General features: G+C 72.4%; 16 protein-coding genes. 10 read left to right on the top strand and 6 right to left on the bottom strand.

Going from position 1 to position 16316, the window contains the following annotated elements:
* The first annotated feature begins 18 nt into the window (after nt 1-18).
* Both ACIPYW_RS04065 and ACIPYW_RS04060 read left to right on the top strand, forming a co-directional pair.
* On the top strand, nt 19-645 hold the full coding sequence (locus tag ACIPYW_RS04065) for a TetR/AcrR family transcriptional regulator (protein WP_400410948.1): 627 nt from the start codon (nt 19-21) through the stop codon (nt 643-645).
* On the top strand, nt 642-2315 hold the full coding sequence (locus ACIPYW_RS04060) for an MDR family MFS transporter (RefSeq protein ID WP_400410945.1): 1674 nt from the start codon (nt 642-644) through the stop codon (nt 2313-2315). The genes ACIPYW_RS04065 and ACIPYW_RS04060 overlap by 4 nt, the downstream gene beginning before the upstream one ends.
* 263 nt (nt 2316-2578) lie before the next feature.
* On the opposite strand, the gene ACIPYW_RS04055 is transcribed toward ACIPYW_RS04060, so the two are convergent.
* The gene (locus ACIPYW_RS04055) at nt 2579-3565 is read right to left on the bottom strand and encodes a LacI family DNA-binding transcriptional regulator (RefSeq protein WP_400410942.1); all 987 of its coding nucleotides are present in this window, start codon (nt 3563-3565) and stop codon (nt 2579-2581) included.
* A 156-nt stretch (nt 3566-3721) separates the two neighbouring features.
* On the opposite strand from ACIPYW_RS04055, the gene ACIPYW_RS04050 reads away from it, so the two are divergent.
* The 4 genes from ACIPYW_RS04050 to ACIPYW_RS04035 are packed head-to-tail and all read left to right on the top strand — an operon-like array spanning nt 3722 to nt 8000.
* Entirely contained in the window at nt 3722-4765 is a 1044-nt protein-coding gene (locus ACIPYW_RS04050) for a nucleoside hydrolase (protein WP_400410940.1), read from the top strand.
* Between the two features lie 4 nt (nt 4766-4769).
* Nucleotides 4770-6179, top strand: coding sequence for an MFS transporter (locus ACIPYW_RS04045; protein WP_400410938.1), 1410 nt, complete (start codon nt 4770-4772; stop codon nt 6177-6179).
* Nucleotides 6176-7033 (top strand): ribokinase, encoded by an 858-nt coding sequence (locus tag ACIPYW_RS04040; protein ID WP_400410936.1) that lies wholly within the window; start codon nt 6176-6178, stop codon nt 7031-7033. The genes ACIPYW_RS04045 and ACIPYW_RS04040 overlap by 4 nt, the downstream gene beginning before the upstream one ends.
* A gap of 31 nt (nt 7034-7064) precedes the next feature.
* Complete coding sequence (locus ACIPYW_RS04035) at nt 7065-8000, top strand: Ppx/GppA family phosphatase (RefSeq protein ID WP_400410933.1); 936 nt, start codon at nt 7065-7067, stop codon at nt 7998-8000.
* Between the two features lie 3 nt (nt 8001-8003).
* Here the strand turns inward: ACIPYW_RS04035 and ACIPYW_RS04030 are convergent, their stop codons facing one another.
* Nucleotides 8004-8609 carry an antibiotic biosynthesis monooxygenase gene (locus ACIPYW_RS04030; RefSeq protein ID WP_400410930.1) on the bottom strand — a complete coding sequence of 202 codons (606 nt, stop codon included), beginning with the start codon at nt 8607-8609 and terminating at the stop codon, nt 8004-8006.
* An 83-nt stretch (nt 8610-8692) separates the two neighbouring features.
* Here ACIPYW_RS04030 and ACIPYW_RS04025 point away from each other — a divergent pair, with 83 nt between their 5' ends.
* The gene (locus ACIPYW_RS04025; protein ID WP_400410928.1) at nt 8693-9178 is read left to right on the top strand and encodes a DUF6328 family protein; all 486 of its coding nucleotides are present in this window, start codon (nt 8693-8695) and stop codon (nt 9176-9178) included.
* Here ACIPYW_RS04025 and ACIPYW_RS04020 read toward each other — a convergent pair.
* A complete protein-coding gene (locus ACIPYW_RS04020) occupies nt 9175-10188 on the bottom strand; it encodes a Ku protein (RefSeq protein ID WP_400410927.1) in 1014 nt (337 codons plus the stop codon). The two genes, ACIPYW_RS04025 and ACIPYW_RS04020, sit on opposite strands and share 4 nt — an antisense overlap.
* 105 nt (nt 10189-10293) lie before the next feature.
* On the opposite strand from ACIPYW_RS04020, the gene ACIPYW_RS04015 reads away from it, so the two are divergent.
* The 3 genes from ACIPYW_RS04015 (at nt 10294) to ACIPYW_RS04005 (ending at nt 13976) form a co-directional block, all read left to right on the top strand.
* Nucleotides 10294-11184 carry an SDR family oxidoreductase gene (locus tag ACIPYW_RS04015; RefSeq protein ID WP_400410925.1) on the top strand — a complete coding sequence of 297 codons (891 nt, stop codon included), beginning with the start codon at nt 10294-10296 and terminating at the stop codon, nt 11182-11184.
* Nucleotides 11181-13679, top strand: a complete 2499-nt coding sequence (locus tag ACIPYW_RS04010; protein ID WP_400410923.1) for an ATP-dependent DNA ligase — start codon at nt 11181-11183, stop codon at nt 13677-13679. The genes ACIPYW_RS04015 and ACIPYW_RS04010 overlap by 4 nt, the downstream gene beginning before the upstream one ends.
* Nucleotides 13680-13820: 141 nt before the next feature.
* A complete protein-coding gene (locus ACIPYW_RS04005) occupies nt 13821-13976 on the top strand; it encodes a hypothetical protein (RefSeq protein ID WP_400410921.1) in 156 nt (51 codons plus the stop codon).
* Between the two features lie 268 nt (nt 13977-14244).
* On the opposite strand, the gene ACIPYW_RS04000 is transcribed toward ACIPYW_RS04005, so the two are convergent.
* From ACIPYW_RS04000 to ACIPYW_RS03990, 3 genes are all read right to left on the bottom strand, one after another.
* The gene (locus tag ACIPYW_RS04000) at nt 14245-14412 is read right to left on the bottom strand and encodes a hypothetical protein (protein ID WP_400410920.1); all 168 of its coding nucleotides are present in this window, start codon (nt 14410-14412) and stop codon (nt 14245-14247) included.
* 10 nt (nt 14413-14422) lie between these two features.
* Nucleotides 14423-15397, bottom strand: a complete 975-nt coding sequence (locus ACIPYW_RS03995) for a sugar phosphate isomerase/epimerase family protein (RefSeq protein WP_400410918.1) — start codon at nt 15395-15397, stop codon at nt 14423-14425.
* A 184-nt stretch (nt 15398-15581) separates the two neighbouring features.
* Nucleotides 15582-16265, bottom strand: a complete 684-nt coding sequence (locus ACIPYW_RS03990; RefSeq protein ID WP_400410916.1) for a fumarylacetoacetate hydrolase family protein — start codon at nt 16263-16265, stop codon at nt 15582-15584.
* Nucleotides 16266-16316 lie beyond the last annotated feature (51 nt).

Genomic DNA, 16316 nt, shown 5'->3' with positions numbered 1-16316 from the left:
TAGTGCAATTCTTGTGCGGTGACCACCACCGAACGCACCCGCGCGCTGCGCCGACGCATGATCGTCGAGGCGCGCCGTGCGACCGTCGAGCACGGACTGCACGGCTTCACGATCGAGCAGCTCTGCGAGACCGTCGGGGTTTCCCGTCGCACGTTCTTCAACCACTTCTCCTCGAAGGACGACGCGGTGCTCGGCATCGAGCAGGGCGCGTCCGCGGCGATGCTCCGCGACTACGCCGAGCGGGCCGTCGTGGCGGAGGAGCTCGACCCCCTCGGGTCCGTCGTCGCGCTCGCGGTCGAGCAGCTCCACGTCGTCGGGCTCGACCGCGCGGACGAGGCGCTCGTCCGCCGGGTGTTCGACCGCGAGCCCGCGATGGTCGCGAAGTTCCTCACGGCTGCCGATGCGCAGCTCGCCGCGGTCGCCAGCGCGGTCCGGAACCGCTTCGGCTGGCCGGACGACCCGGACGACCACCGGGCGCAGTTGGTGGCCGAGACGGCGGCCGCCCTGCTCAAGGTCACCGCCGGCACCTACTTCGACGACACCTACGACGAGAGCACCGGTCCACCGTTCGACGTGTTGCTCACCGACAACCTCCGCCAGCTCAGGGCGGCCATCACCACCACCGGACAGGACCCCACCGCATGACCGCCACCGCGCAGGGTGCCAGGCGCACCCGCCCCGGCACCGACGGACCGCTGCTGCTCACCCAGCGGCGCATCTGGATCATCTTCTCGGCGCTCATCGCCGGGATGCTGCTCTCCAGCCTCGACCAGACCATCGTCTCGACCGCGATGCCGACCATCGTCGGCGACCTCGGGGGCGTTGCGCACCAGGCCTGGATCACGACCGGCTACCTGCTGGCCTCGACCGTCGTGATGCCGATCTACGGCAAGTTCGGTGACGTCATCGGCCGCCGGAACCTGTTCCTCGTGGCGATCGCCCTGTTCACGCTGGCGTCGCTCGGCTGTGCGGTGTCCACCGACTTCTGGCAGTTCGTGGTGTTCCGCGCGCTGCAGGGCCTCGGCGGCGGCGGGCTCATGATCCTGTCGCAGGCGATCATCGCCGACATCGTGCCGGCCTCGGAGCGCGGCAAGTACCTCGGCCCGCTGGGCGCGATCTTCGGGCTCTCCGCGGTCGGCGGGCCGCTGCTCGGCGGCTTCTTCGTCGACCACATGACCTGGCACTGGGCGTTCTGGATCAACATCCCGGTCGGGATCGCGGCGTTCGCGGTGGCCTGGTTCGCGCTGACCCTGCCGAGCAAGAAGGCGACGCGTCGCATCGACGGGCTGGGCGTCCTCCTGCTCTCCGCGACGACCGCCTGCCTGGTGTTCTTCACCGAGTCCGGCGGCAACCGTGACCACGGCTGGGGTGCCCCCGAGACCTGGGCCTGGGGTGCCGGCTTCCTCGTCGCCGCCGCGCTGTTCGTGTTCGTCGAGTCCCGCGCCGAGGACCCGATCATCCCGCTGTCGTTCTTCCGCAACCGCACGTTCGTGACCGCGACCGCGATCGGCTTCGTGCTCGGCGTCGGCATGTTCGCGGCGATCGGCTTCGTCCCGACGTTCCTGCAGATGGCGTCGGGCACCTCGGCCGCGGTGTCCGGCCTGCTGATGCTGCCGATGATGGCCGGCCTGATGGGGACCTCGATCCTGTCCGGCACGCTCATCACGAAGACCGGGAAGTACCGGATGTTCCCGATCGTCGGGACGGTCCTGGTCGGCCTGGCGATGCTCTCGATGACGACCCTCGCAGCGAGCACCCCGATCTGGCTCATCTGCGTCTACCTGTTCGTGTTCGGTGCCGGGCTCGGGCTCATCATGCAGGTGGTCGTCCTCGTCGCCCAGAACGCCGTCCCGCCGGAGCAGGTCGGCACCGCGACGTCGACGAACAACTACTTCCGCGAGGTCGGCGCCTCCCTCGGGGTGGCCGTCTTCGGCGCGCTGTTCACCTCCCGCCTGACCGACGCGCTCCGCGACGTGTTCACGAGCGCCGGTGGCAGCGCGTCCGACGCGGCGTCCGCGAGCGCGAGCATCGACCCGACGGCACTCGCGAAGCTCCCGCAGGCGATCCAGGACGGCATCGTGAACGCCTACGCGGACTCGCTCGCGCCGGTGTTCTGGTACCTCCTGCCGTTCATCGCGGTCGCGCTCGTGCTCGCACTGTTCATCCCGCAGATGCGGCTCGCCGACGTGGCCGGGATGGTCGCCCGCGGCGAGGCCGTCGGCGGTGCCGAGGCCGACGAGCTCGAGCGCGCGCAGCGCGGCCCGGCTGCTCCGGCTCCAGCCGGAGTGGAGGGCGACGGCCGAGACCCGGCCTGAGCGACAGCCCTCGGGCGGATGCGCGCGAGACCTGTCGCCCAGCGCGAGTCTCGGGTCGTCGCCACCACCGGACGGGAGGTGCGGTGCCAGCTGGCACCGCGCCTCCCGTCCGTCGCATGGTGCGTCCGCGGCCTGACGCGCGACCACGAGACTCGGCCTGAGCGACAGTTCGCGGCCGGCTGTCCGCGAGAGCGGTCGCCCAGCGCGAGTCTCGGGGCGGCGCCCGCGAGTTTCGGGTTCGGCAGCGCGGGCCCGGCGCGCCGTCAGCCGGCGGTGCTCGCGCGGACGACGAGTCGCGTGGGGAGTGACGGCACCTCGGCGGCGCCGCCGTCGAACGTCGCGAGGAGGCGGAGCGCTGCGGCCCGGCCGAGGTCCGCTCCCGGCAGGGCCACGCTCGTCAGCGCCGGAGCGGTGACCGAGGACGACGGCAGGTCGTCGAAGCCCGCGACCGCGAGCTGGTCCGGGACGCGCAGTCCCCGGTCCGCGGCCACCCGCAGGACGCCGTACGCCAGGGTGTCGGCGGCCGCGACGACCGCCGTGACCCCGTCGGCGAGCCACTGGTCGAGCAGCTCCGACCCCGCCGATGCACCGGCGTCCACCGTGAGGTCCGCGCGCCCGACGAGCGGCGACACGGTGAGTCCGGCGGCGGTCGCAGCGCCCTCGAGCAGGCGTCGGCGGAGCGCGAAGGTCGCCGCGCGGGAGGTGCCGTCGAGGTACCCGATCCGGCGGTGCCCGGCACCGGCAAGGTGCTCGACCAGCTCGTGCACGCCGGTCGTCAGGTCGTAGTTCACGGCGTCGACCCCGCCCGGGGCGTCGAGCTGCACGACGGGCACGCTGGCGGAGAGGTCCTCGCCGGCAGCCGGAGCGTCGACGAGGATCCCGGCCGGTCGGAGCCGCTCGAAGCGCCGCACGTCCGAGGTCTCGGGTTGCCGTCCGCGCTCGGTGACCGAGAGCACGAGCTGGAAGCGGTCGGTCAGGGTGTCCCGGACGCCGCGGATGACCTCGGCGAAGAACGGGTTCGAGAGGTCGGGGGCGATGAGCACAACGAGGTCGCCACTGCCACGGGCGAGGGAGCTCGCGGCGTGGTCGACGACGTACCCGAGCTCGGCGACCGCTGTCCGGACCCGTTCGGCGATCGGGGCCGAGACGCGGCCGCGGTCCTTCCCGTTGACCACGAGCGAGACGGTGGCGATGCTGGTCCCGGCGCGCTCGGCGACCATCGCGGCGGTGACGCGGGTGGGGGAGGACACCTGCCGATCGTACCGACAGGCCTCGCAGCAACTTGACGTCAAACGCTTGACGTGGTTCCATGTCAAACGCTTGACGTGCCGCGGGAGCTGATTCCTCCGCCGCGGACCCCACCGCGTCAGGCCTCGACGTTCCATCCCCGACGAAGTGGAGACCCCGTGGCAGAAGACCGCGTGCCGGCTCGCGTGCCGAGCAAGATCATCCTGGACTGCGACCCCGGCCACGACGACGCCGTCGCGATGCTGCTCGCCCACGGGAACCCCGACATCGACCTGCTCGCCGTGACCACGGTCGTCGGCAACCAGACCCTCCCGAAGGTCACCCGCAACGCCCTCGCCGTCGCCCGCATCGCCGGCATCACCGGCATCCCGTTCGCCGCGGGCTCGCCCCGACCGCTCTTGCGCGAGATCGAGGTCGCCGAGGACATCCACGGCGAGAGCGGCCTCGACGGGCCGATGCTCCCCGAACCGTCGTTCGACCTCGACGAGCGGCACGCGGTCGACCTCATCATCGACACCGTGATGGCGCACGAGCCCGGGACGGTGACCCTCGTCCCGACCGCAGGCCTCACGAACATCGCCCTCGCGGCCCGCAAGGAGCCCCGCATCGTCGAGCGCGTCAAGGAGGTCGTCCTGATGGGCGGCGGCCTGCACGTCGGCAACTGGAGCCCGGTCGCCGAGTTCAACATCGTCATCGACCCCGAAGCCGCGGACATCGTCTTCAGCGCCGGGTGGGACGTCGTCATGGTCGGGCTCGACCTGACGCACCAGGCACTCGCCACCCCGGAGGTCGCCGCCCGCATCGCCGCCGTCGGCACCGGCCCGGCCGCGTTCGTCGGGGAGCTCCTCGACTTCTTCGGGCAGACCTACCAGGACGCCCAGGGCTTCGATGCGCCGCCCGTGCACGACCCCTGCGCCGTCGCGTACGTCATCGACCCGACCGTCGTGCGCGCCGTGAAGGTGCCGATCACCGTGGAGACGAAGGGGGAGCACACCCTCGGCATGACCGTCGCCGACTTCCGCGCCCCGGCCCCGGCGGACTGCCGCACGAGCGCCGCGACCGAGCTCGACCACGGTCGGTTCTGGGACCTCGTCGTCGACGCCCTCGAGCGCATCGGCGAGACGCCCGACACCGGCTGGACCCCGCGCGCCGCAGCCGCCACCCTCACCGACCCCGACACCGCCGTCACCCCGGAGCACTGACCCCATGACCTCCACCTCGACGAAGAAGTCGATCGGCGCACTGACCGCCGCACTGCTCGCCGCCTGCGTCGCGTTCCAGCTGAACGCGAGCATGCTCAGCCCAGCCCTCGTCACGATGGCGCGCGAGCTCCGCACCGACGACGCCACGATCGGGCTCTCGCAGACCCTGTTCTTCACCCTCGCGGCGCTGTTCTCGTTGTTCCTGCCCCGACTGTCGGACATCGTCGGCCGGAAGCGCGTCCTGCTCGGCATGCTCGTCGTGATGCTCGTCGGCAGCGTCGTGGCCGCCCTCGCCGTCAACGTCCCGATGCTGTTCGTCGGCCGCATGGTCCAGGGCGTCACCGGGCCGGTCGTGCCGATCGGCCTGCTCATCCTCCGCAACGAGATCGCCGACCCGAAGCGCTACGGCGCCGCGCTCGGCCTGCTCACTGCGGTCAACGGCGGCATCGCGGGTGTGGACGCCCTCGCCGGCGGGTGGATCGCCACGCACTTCGGCTTCCGCGGGATCTTCTGGGTGATCGCCGTCGTCACGGTGGTGGCCGCGCTCATGGTCGCCGTGTGGGGCGTCGAGTCGAAGCCGTCCGCCGGCACCCGGATGGACTGGTGGGGTGTCCTGCCGCTCGTCGTCAGCGTCGGCGCCCTGCTCACCGCGTTCAACGAGGCGGGCAAGCTCGCGGCCGCGGACTGGGCGCTCGTGGTCGGCGGGATCGTCGTCGCCCTCGTCGCGTTCGGCGTCTTCTGGGCGGTCGAGTCGCGGGTCCGTGAACCCCTCGTCGAGACGCGGTTCCTCAAGCGCCGCGGCACCTGGGCGCTCCTCGTCACGACCCTGCTCACGATGACCGGTGTCTTCGCGGTGGTCAACGGGCTGGTCACGTCGCTCGCGCAGAACACGGAGGTGGGCTTCGGGATGGAGGCCGACCTCGCCTCGCTCGCGTTCCTCACGCCGTACGCGCTGGTCGGCTGGATCGTCGGGCCGTTCGCCGGTCGGCTCGCGCCCACCCTCGGCTACCGGGCCGTCCTCCGCGTCGGACTCGTCGGGAGCGTCGTCGCGACGCTCGTGATGGCCTTCGTCGGCGTGCACTCGCTCCCGGTGCTCGTCGTCGCGACGGTCCTGATCGGCATCACCTACGCGGGCATCGCGAACATCATCCTCAACGGCCTCGGCATCGTGCTCTCGCCCGAGTCGAACCCGGGGTTCCTGCCCGGCCTGAACGCCGGGGCGTTCAACCTCGGCGCGGGAATCAGCTTCGCGGTCCTCCCGGCGCTCCAGATCGCGCTCGGCACCGGTGGGGCCGCGGGCACCGCGGGCTACTCCGGTGGCATGCTGCTCGGAGCCGTGATCACGTGCGCGGCCCTCGCCACCTCCTTCCTCATCCCGCGCCCGGCCTCGGCCGAGACAGGAGCAGCCGCATGACCGGCATCGTCGTCGTGGGCAGCCTCAACGCGGACCTCGTGGTCCGCACCGAGCGCTTCCCGAAGCCCGGTGAGACCCTGCAGGGCTCGGACCTCGCGATCCTCCCGGGCGGCAAGTCCGCCAACCAGGCGGTGGCAGCCGGGAGGCTCGGGGGCACGGTGCGCATGATCGGTGCGGTCGGCGACGACGGGAACGGTGCGCTGCTCCGCGACTCCGTCGCGGCGGCCGGGGTCGACACGACGCACGTCGCCGTCCGGCAGGGAACGGCGACCGGCACCGCCGTCATCACGGTCGACGGTGCGGGGGAGAACACCATCGTGATCTCCGCCGGCGCGAACGGCACGCTGACGCCGGACGACGTCCCCGCCGACGCCTTCGCCGACGCCCGTGTGCTCGGGCTCTGCCTCGAGGTCTCGATCGACGTCGTGCTCGCCGCCGCCCGCGCCGCGCACGACGCCGGGGTCACCGTGCTGACGAACCTGTCGCCGTTCGGCGCCGTCCCGCAGGAGCTCCTCGACCTGACCGACGTCCTGCTCGTGAACGAGCACGAGGCGGCCGAGCTCGGCGACCACGGTGTCGCGCGCTCGATCGTCACCCGGGGCGGAGCCGGCTGCACGGTGCACGACGGCGACGCGGACCCGGTGTCGGTCGACGCCGTCCGCGTGGACCCGGTCGACACCACGGGCTGCGGCGACGCGTTCATGGGTGCGGTGGCGCTCCGGCTCGACGCCGGGGACTCCCTCGCCGACGCGGCCCGGTTCGCCGTCGGGGTCGGGGCGTACGCCGCGACGAAGCCGGGCGCGCAGGCGTCCTACCCGACCACCGCCGAACTCGAGGCGTTCCTGCGGGCGTGAGCGGCGCCTCCCGGCCGCTAGCGTTGGTGCCATGCGCGTCGGCGTCCTCGACATCGGGTCCAACACCGGCCACCTGCTCGTGGTGGACGCCCACGGCGGCGCCGCCCCGCTGCCCGCATCCTCGTTCAAGCAGCCGCTGCGGCTCGCCGAGCACCTCGACGGCGCCGGAGCCGTGACGCAGCGGGGGATCGACGCGCTCACCGCCTTCGTCGCCGACGCCGTCCGCGTCGCCGAGGAACGCGGCTGCGAGGACATGCTCGCGTTCGCCACCTCCGCCGTCCGCGACGCGGTGAACTCCGACGCGGTGCTCGCCCACGTCGAACGGGCGACCGGTGTCGAGCTCGCCGTGCTCTCCGGCGACGACGAGGCGCGGCTGACGTTCCTGGCGGTCCGCCGCTGGTTCGGGTGGTCCGCCGGACGCCTCGCGGTGTTCGACATCGGCGGTGGCTCGCTCGAGATCGCCGGCGGAGCCGACGAGGCACCGGACGTGGCGTGGTCGATGCCGATCGGTGCGGCCCGGCTCGCGCGGTCGTTCTTCGCCACGGGCGCACCCACGGACGACGACGTCCGGCGGCTCCGACACGAGATCCGGGTGTCGATCGCGCGGGACGCAGGGCTCCTGCTCCGCTCCGGGCGGCCCGACCGGGCCGTCGCGACGTCGAAGACGTTCCGGTCGATCGCCCGGATCTGCGGCGCGGCGCCCTCGGCCGACGGGCCGCTCGTCCCGCGGTCCCTCGACGGCGCCGAACTCCGACGGCAGCTGCCCGCGCTGCTCGGGATGACGGTCGAGGAACTCGCGACGCTCCCCGGGGTCTCACCGAGCCGCGCGCACCAGGTCGTCCCCGGCGCCCTCGTCGCCGAGGCCTGCCTCGACATCTTCGACCTGCCGGCGCTCGAGATCTGTCCGTGGGCCCTCCGCGAGGGCGTCATCCTCGAGCGGCTCGACCAGCTGTCCGTGCTCGGCTGAGGGTCACGCGTCCCGAGGCGGTGCGAGCAGCCACGGGCGGATCGCCCTCGTCACGAACGGCAGCACCCAGAACGTCATGATCGGCGTGAGCACGAGCGTCGTGATCAGTACGCGCGGCAACACGGCGAGGTGCCCGAACGCCGGGACGAGCCAGCCGACCAGGTACGTGAAGACGAGGTTCACCGGGAAGAAGCCGAGCCAGATGCTCACCGCCTGCTTCCACCGCGGGGGAGCGCTCGACGCCGGGGTGTCCTGCGGGGCGTCGAACCAGCCCTCGATGCCCGTGCGCTTCTCGACCCGGGACTCCACCACGAGGTCACGGCCGAGGTCGAGCCACCGCAGACGGTCGTCGGAGGCCTCCCACGCCGCGAGCTGCTCGTGGTCCGCGAACCGGTACAGCACGTGCCACTCGCGGCTCGTCGCGTGCGAGCGGACCCACCCGGAGCCGAGGAAGCCCGGGTAGCGGTTCGCGAGGTTGACGCCGGACTGCACCCAGCGGGTGGCCTCCGGGATCCGGTCGGGTTCGACGAGGCGGGTGATGGACACGGTGACGGGCGGGCCTGCGCTCACGGATGACGAGGTCAGGCTCCCTGGCTCTTGTGGAGTCATGCTCCCAGTGTCCCCGAAACGTGTTTCCGGCTCGTGACGGAGCGGGGCGATCCGCGGGCCGGCGCGGGCAGTACGGTCGCGGCATGAGCGAGTTGCAGCGGGGTCGGAACGAGACCCCGACCGAACGGTGGGACCGCAACTGGAGCGACATCCAGCAGGAGCTGCGGATCGTGCAGACGGGGACGCAGATCCTCGCCGGGTTCCTGCTGACGCTGCCGTTCCAGCAGCGGTTCTCGTCGCTGACCGCCCGGCAGGAGACGATCTACCTCACGCTCGTCGTGCTCGCGGTCGTCGTGACCGTCGTCGCCCTCGCCGTCGTGGCCACCCACCGCCTCGTCTTCAAGCAGCGGCAGAAGCACGACCTCGTGCGCGCGGGCAACGTCCTGCTGCTCGTGACGCTCTTCGCCGCGGCGCTGCTGTTCGCCGGGACGGTGTGGTTCGTGTTCGACGTGGTGCTCGGCGGCCGCGGGGGGATCATCGCCGGGGTCGCGGTGTTCGTCGGTACCGGAGCGCTGTGGACGGCGCTGCCGACGGTGCTGCGCCGCACGGCGCGGGACACCGAGGACTAGCTGGCGCGCTTCTTCGCCGGTGCCTTCTTCGCCGGGACCTTCTTCGCCGGTTCCTTCTTCGCCGTGGTCCCCGAGGTCGACGCCTTCGTCTTCGTGGAGCTCGTCTTCGCGGTGCTCGTCCGCTTCGAGGCCGGCGCCCGCTCGGCCGGCGCGTCGTCAGCGGTGGAGTCGTCCTCCCCGGAACGCGACCCGCTCCGGGGACGCGACCCCGAGCCTCCCGTCCGCTTCTTGTCGACCGACGCCCGCAGGGCGGCCATCAGGTCGATGACGTCACCACCCTCACCCTCGTCGTCGTCCTCGTCGCGCTCACCGAAGGTCTCGGCGGTGTCGACGTCGTCGCCGGACGCGAGCTTCGCGTCGATGAGTTGCTGCAGCTCCTCCTGGTAGGCGTCCGTGTACCGGTCCGGGTCGAAGTCGGTGGACATGCTGTCCACGAGCGAGGACGACATCTTCAGCTCGTTCGCGCTCACCTTCACGGAGGTGTCGAGACCCTTGAAGTCCGCTGCACGGACCTCGTCACCCCACAGCAGTCCCTGCAGGAGGATGACGTCGTCGTTGACCCGCAGGACGCCGAGCCGGGTCTTCTGCCGGAGGGTGAACTGCACGATCGCCAGCCGGTCGGTCTTCGCCAGCGTCTCGCGGAGCAGCACGTACGCCTTCGGGGACCGGGAGTCCGGCTCGAGGTAGTACGACTTCTCGAACATCATCGGGTCGACCTGCTCGACCGGCACGAACTCCAGGACCTCGATCTCGTGCGACTGCTCCTCGGGGAGCTGCTTGAAGTCGTCGGCGGTGAGCACGACGGTCTTCTCGCCGTCGTCGTAGGCGCGCTGGATGTCGGCGTACTCGACCTCGTGGCCGAACTCGCACACGCGCTTGTACCGGATGCGGCCCTTGTCCTCGTCGTGGACCTGGTGCAGGGAGACGTCGTGGGTCTCGGTGGCCGCGTACACCTTGATCGGCACGTTGACCAGCCCGAACGCGATGGAGCCCTTCCAGATCGACCTCATGGCCACATGATGCCCGTCCCTGCACCGGAACGTCCGGAGGGACGGGTTCTCCACAGGTCCGCGGCTGCTGTGCCGGTGCCGGGGAAGGGCGAGCACGATGGGCACATGAGTCAGCTCGACAAGCAGGACCCGCGGACCCAGCACCCCCGCCCACCGTTCCCCGCGCAGACGCAGGACGGCTCCGGGCTCGCGAGCGCGATGGACCCGGCGCCCGACCACGGCGAACGGTCCTACCAGGGGAGCGGTCGCATGACCGGCTACCGGGTCCTCGTCACGGGCGCCGACTCGGGCATCGGGCGGGCAGCGGCGATCGCGATGGCGAAGGAGGGCGCGGACGTCTCCCTGAACGCCCTGCCGGACGAGCTCAGCGACCTCGAGGACGTCCGCGACGTGATCGGCGACCTCGGACGCAAGGCGGTCCTGCTACCGGGCGACCTCACCGACGAGGACTTCTGCGCACGGCTCGTCCGCGACGCCGTGAGCACCCTCGGCGGGCTCGACGCGCTCGTCACCGTCGCCGGGTTCCAGCAGGTGCACGAGGACGTCGCCGAGCAGACCACCGAGTCCTTCGACCGCACGCTCAAGGTCAACCTGTACTCGCTGTTCTGGCTCGTCCGGGCCGCGGTCCCGCACCTGGCTCCCGGCAGCGCGATCGTCACGACGAGCTCGGTGTCCGCGTACGAGCCGCAGGCGCGGATGATCGACTACGCCGCCACGAAGTCCGCGATCATCACGTACACCAACGGCTTGGCTCGCCAGCTCGCGCCGAAGGGCATCCGGGCGAACACGGTCGTGCCTGGGCCGGTCTGGACACCCCTGCAGCCGATCAGCTACCCGGGCGACGAGATCGCGCACTACGGCGAGGGCACCCCGTTCGGGCGACCGGCGCAGCCCGTGGAGCTCGGGAGCGCGTACGTGTACCTCGCCGGGCCGGAGTCGTCGTACACCTCCGGGTCCACCCTGACCGTGGCGGGAGCGACCGGGGTGGCGCTGTGAGTCCGGTCGCGAAGCGGCGGACGGTGCTCGTCGGCGGGCGGTCGATCAGCCTGAGCAACACGGACAAGGTGCTCTACCCGGAGACCGGGACCACCAAGGGACGGGTGATCGAGTACTACGAGCGGGTCGCACCGTGGATGATCCCGCACGTGAAGGACCGCCCGGTGACCCGGAAGCGCTGGGCGAACGGCGTCGACGGGAAGGTCTTCTTCGAGAAGAACCTCCCCGACTCCGCCCCCGACTGGGTGCGGCACCACACGATCGCCCACAAGGAGCACGACACCGAGTACCCGATCGTCGACGACGTGGCGACCCTCGTCTGGATGGCGCAGCAGGCCGCGCTCGAGCTCCACGTGCCGCAGTGGCGCTTCGGCCCGCGTGGCGGGCACCAGAACCCCGACCGGCTCGTGCTCGACCTCGACCCGGGCGAGGGCGTCGGGCTGCCCGAGTGCGTCGAGGTCGCCGTCGCTGCGCGCGAGGTCCTGCAGGGCATGGGGCTCGAGCCCTACCCGGTCACGTCCGGGTCGAAGGGCATCCACCTGTACGCGGCGCTCGACGGCCGTGCGACGACCGCCCAGGTGTCCGAGGTCGCGCACGAACTCGCCCGGGCGCTCGAGCAGGACCTCCCCGACCTCGTCCTGTCCTCCATGAGCCGCGCCGAACGCACCGGCAAGGTCTTCGTCGACTGGTCGCAGAACAACGGCAACAAGACGACGATCGCGCCGTACTCGCTCCGCGGCCGTGACCGGCCGACGGTCGCCGCCCCGCGCACCTGGGACGAACTGACGCAGCGCGGGCTCGCGCAGCTCACCCTCGACGACGTGCTCGACCGCCTGGAGGCCCGTGGGGACCTCCTGCACCCGGTCGCCTCCGCCTCGCTGGCCGTCGGACGACCCGACGCCGGCCACTGGGACAGCGACCGGACCGCCGACGCGGACCAGGCGAGCGAGGACCGCCTGGCGGCGTACCGCTCCAAGCGCGACGCCGCGAAGACGCCGGAGCCCGTCCCCGCCGGGGCGCCGACCGTCCGGGACGACGGCACCCCGACGTTCGTGATCCAGGAGCACCACGCCACGCGGGACCACTACGACTTCCGCCTCGAGCACGACGGCGTGCTCGTCAGCTGGGCCCTCCCGAAGGGCGAACCGACGGACCCGGGGAAGAACCACCTCGCCGTGCAGACCGAGGACCACCCGCTCGAGTACGGCTCCTTCGAGGGGACCATCCCGAAGGCCGAGTACGGCGGTGGGACGGTCACGATCTGGGACGACGGCACGTACGAGCTCGAGAAGTGGCGCGACGGCGAAGAGGTCATCGTCACGCTGCACGGCCGGACCGGGGGAGCGCGACGGTTGGCGCTCCTGCACACCCGGGGGCGAGGACGTGGACGCGACGGCGACGAGAAGAACTGGCTCATCCACCGCACGAAGGACCAGCCCGACCGCGAGCCCGGCAGCACGGCCGGCGCTACGCGCGGGGCGGGGCCGACCCGTGCCTCCCGGCCGGCGGTGCACGCGACCAGCCCCGCGACCGAGCGCCCCGAGGAACGCCGCACCATGCAGGCGACGCTGGCGAAGGGCGAGCCCCGGCTCGACCCCGCGGACTGGGCGTTCGAGCTGAAGTGGGACGGCGTCCGGGCGCTCGCGACCGTCCGGGACGGCCGGGTCACCCTCACGAGCCGGAACGGCAACGACCTCACCGCCCAGTACCCCGAGCTGCAGGACCTCGCCGAACGAGCCGCGGTCGACGGCGTCTACGACGGGGAGATCGTGGCACTCGACGACCGCGGACGGCCCTCGTTCCAGCTCCTGCAGAACCGGATGGGCCTCACGAAGACGCGCGAGGTCGAAGCGGCCCGTGCGACGACGCCGGTGCGCCTGCTGCTGTTCGACGTGCTCGAGGCCGACGGCCACGAGCTCACCCGCCACGGGTACACCGCCCGACGGGAGGCCCTCGCGACGGTCGTCGAACCCGGCGGCGTCATCGACGTCCCCGACGTCGTCGAGGGGGACTTCGCCGCCGCGCTCGCCGAGTCCGAGCGACGAGGGCTCGAAGGGGTCGTCGCGAAGAAGCGCAGCTCGAAGTACGCCGGGGGTCGGCGCTCGGAGGCCTGGCTCAAGGTCAAGCACCACGCCACGCAGGAGGTCGTGGTCGGCGGGTGGCGCCCCGGTGCGGGGCGGCGGGCGGGCGGCATCGGCTCCCTGCTGCTCGGAGTGCCGGGCCCCGAGGGGCTCGAGTACGTCGGCAAGGTCGGGACCGGGTTCCGCGACCGCGACCTCGACGAGATCGCCGGGGTGCTCGAACCACTGGCCCGCGACGACTCCCCGTTCGTGGACGTCCCTCGCTCGGATGCGCGTGACGCGCACTGGGTCCGACCGGTGCGCGTGGGTGAGGTGCAGTTCGCGGAGTGGACCGGGGACGGACGGCTCCGCCAGCCCTCGTGGCGTGGATGGCGCGCGGACAAGGACCCCGACGACGTCGTGCGCGAGTCCTGATCGCGCAGATGCACACGCATGGGCTCCGCCCCGGGCGAACAACCGTCCCCCGTTCGACGCGTCTCCGGGGGACGATCGCTGGACCACCCTCTGCCGGGCGTCCCGCGACTGTTACGTTCGCCGAGACGGAAGGGCGTGACCATGAGCGCGAGCAACTACCTGCCGCCCTTCACGCCGGAGGAGCGCGGATCGGCGGCGAGCCCGCGACCGCAGCGCGTCCCGGCGCACCCCGAGGGCGGCACTGCGGACGGTGAGGTCACCTATGCCGACTTCCTCGGCGACGAGGTCGACGACTGAGCCCCGCGTCCGCAGCGGAGCCCGCGGGTGAAGGCGACCCGTGCGCCGGATCAGGGAACGCACGGGCCGCCGTCCGAGCGCCGTGACCGGCGTTCAGGGATGACCGGCCACGGCGCGCTGACGCCAGCCGCGGTGAGCGACTGGCAGGCTCACCACTGAGACGCGTCGGCGGACCGGATCGTCACACCTGATCGGAAAATCTTCTGGGACGGCTTGTCCGGGCCCACTGTCCTGGGCCGGCTGTCCTGGGCCGCGGTCGCTGGGTAGCTCAGGGCGCGGGCGCCGGGCCGTCGCTCGGCTCGGCGTCGTCCGCCACCGGGAGGTCCCGCTCGACCAGGTCGTCCTCGTCGGGCTCGGTCACGTCGGCCGCAGCGGCCTTCGCCTCGTCGATCGCGTCCTGGGAACGGCGGAGGAGTTCGTCGTCGTGGTCCGTCATGCTCGCGAACCTACGCGGGCGTCCCTGTGTCGGCCTCCCGGCGGGGGAGCGGCACGGAGGGCATCGGCATCCGCGGGGCGCGCGACGAGTCCAGGTCGACGGCGGAGGTCGGCGCCGGCGTGGACGGCATCGCAGGGGCGGCGGGAGCGCCGAACGTATCGGCCGCGTCAAGCACGGCACGGGTGGCGGCAGCCGCGGTCCGCAGGGCATCGGCGGTCGGCATGGCGTGGTGCGCTGCGGTCCGGACCTCGACGCCCCACGGCTCGTCGAAGCCCAGGTCGCGCACGGTCCGGACGAAGCCGGGCAGATCCCACGCCCCGGAGCCGGGGAGGTGCCGTGCGGCGCGGGACTCCTCGGCGAGGGTCATGCCGGCCGGCGTGTGGAGGAGCCCGTCGCTCAGCTCGACCGCGGCGAGCACGGCGGGCGCGACGCCCTCGTGCACCGATGCCAGGGTCGAGCCGCCCCGGAGGGTGTGCATCGCGTCGAGGAGCAGACCGCCGTTCGGGTGCCCCGCGGCGGTCACGAACCGAGCGGCCCGTTCGACCGTCGGCAGGTTCGACCACGGCTCCGGCTCGAGGACGAGCTGCGCACCGAGCTGCTCGGTCCGCGCCGCGAGCGCCACCCAGTCGTCGATCATCGCTGCGGGGCGGACCGTCAGGGTCGTGTCCGCCCCGACGACGACCTGCCACGCACGCAGCGCCGCGGTCGCCTCGAAGACCACACCGCGGTCGGCGTCCTCGTCGGCGGAACGGTCGTCGCTCGACCACCAGCGGTCGAGTGGGCCGAGCTGCACCCAGACGATCCCGGAGCCGTCGAGGATGCGCCGGAGCTCCGCGAACCCGATGGTGGCGCGGACCTCGTGCAGGTCGCCGACGGTGAGGGAGAGTCCCGCGAACCCGGCGGCACCGACGGCGCGCACCCGCTCGCCGATCGGTTCGTCGCCCGCCCAGGTCGAGGACGTGGCGAGCAGGTCGTGTTCGAGCACGTCGGCACCTCCGGTTCCGGACGGCCTGCTGCTCCCCGGCACCCGGCCCTGTCCGTGATGTTGCGACGCCACTGACCCCTGACGTCACATGAGGTCTACGCTGCCGACCTGCAAGCGCTCCCAGTCCCTCGACACGTGCCCGGGACGCGGCGGGACCGCGAGTGTGGAGGAGCGTCGCGCTCGCTCAGACGATGACGGTGTGGACCGACCCGACGCCCGCGATGCGCCCCTCGACCACGTCGCCCCGGACGAGCGGACCCACGCCTTCCGGCGTGCCGGTCATGAGGAGGTCGCCGGGCGCGAGCCGGACCGAGCGGGACAGTTCGGCGATCGTCTCGGCGACCGACCAGATCTGGTCGGCGAGGTCGCCGGCCTGCCGGAGGGTGCCGTTCACCGTCAGCTCCACGGCCCCCTGCGTCGGGTCCACCCCGGCGGCGGGGACGAGGACGCCGACCGTGGCAGACGCGTCGAACCCCTTCGCAGCGTCCCACGGGCGACCGAGCCGCTTCGCCTCGGCCTGGAGGTCGCGGCGGGTGAGGTCGAGCCCGACGCCGTAGCCCCAGACGACGCCCAGCGCGTCGGCCGCCGGGACGTCGACCGCGGCGGCGCCGATCGCGACCACGAGTTCGACCTCGTGTTCGAGCTGCGCGGTGAGCGGCGGGTACGGGGTGTCGGCACCGTCACCGACGACGGCGTCCGCGGGCTTGGTGAAGAAGAACGGCGGCTCACGGTCCGGGTCGTGGCCCATCTCCCGCGTGTGCGCGGCGTAGTTGCGGCCGACGCAGAAGACCCGCCGGACGGGGAACTGGCCACCAGTGGTCGTCGGGACGGTCGGCCGCGGCGGGGTCGGGATGACGAGGTCGCTCACCCGTCCACCCTGGCACGGCGCTGCTCGGCACGGCTCGGCGTGCGTCGGCTT

The sequence above is a fragment of the Curtobacterium sp. NPDC089689 genome (assembly GCF_044749145.1).
Classification (GTDB): domain Bacteria; phylum Actinomycetota; class Actinomycetes; order Actinomycetales; family Microbacteriaceae; genus Curtobacterium.
The sequence above is the reverse complement of the archived record's forward strand: the minus strand, read 5'-3'. Positions and strand labels throughout refer to the sequence as shown.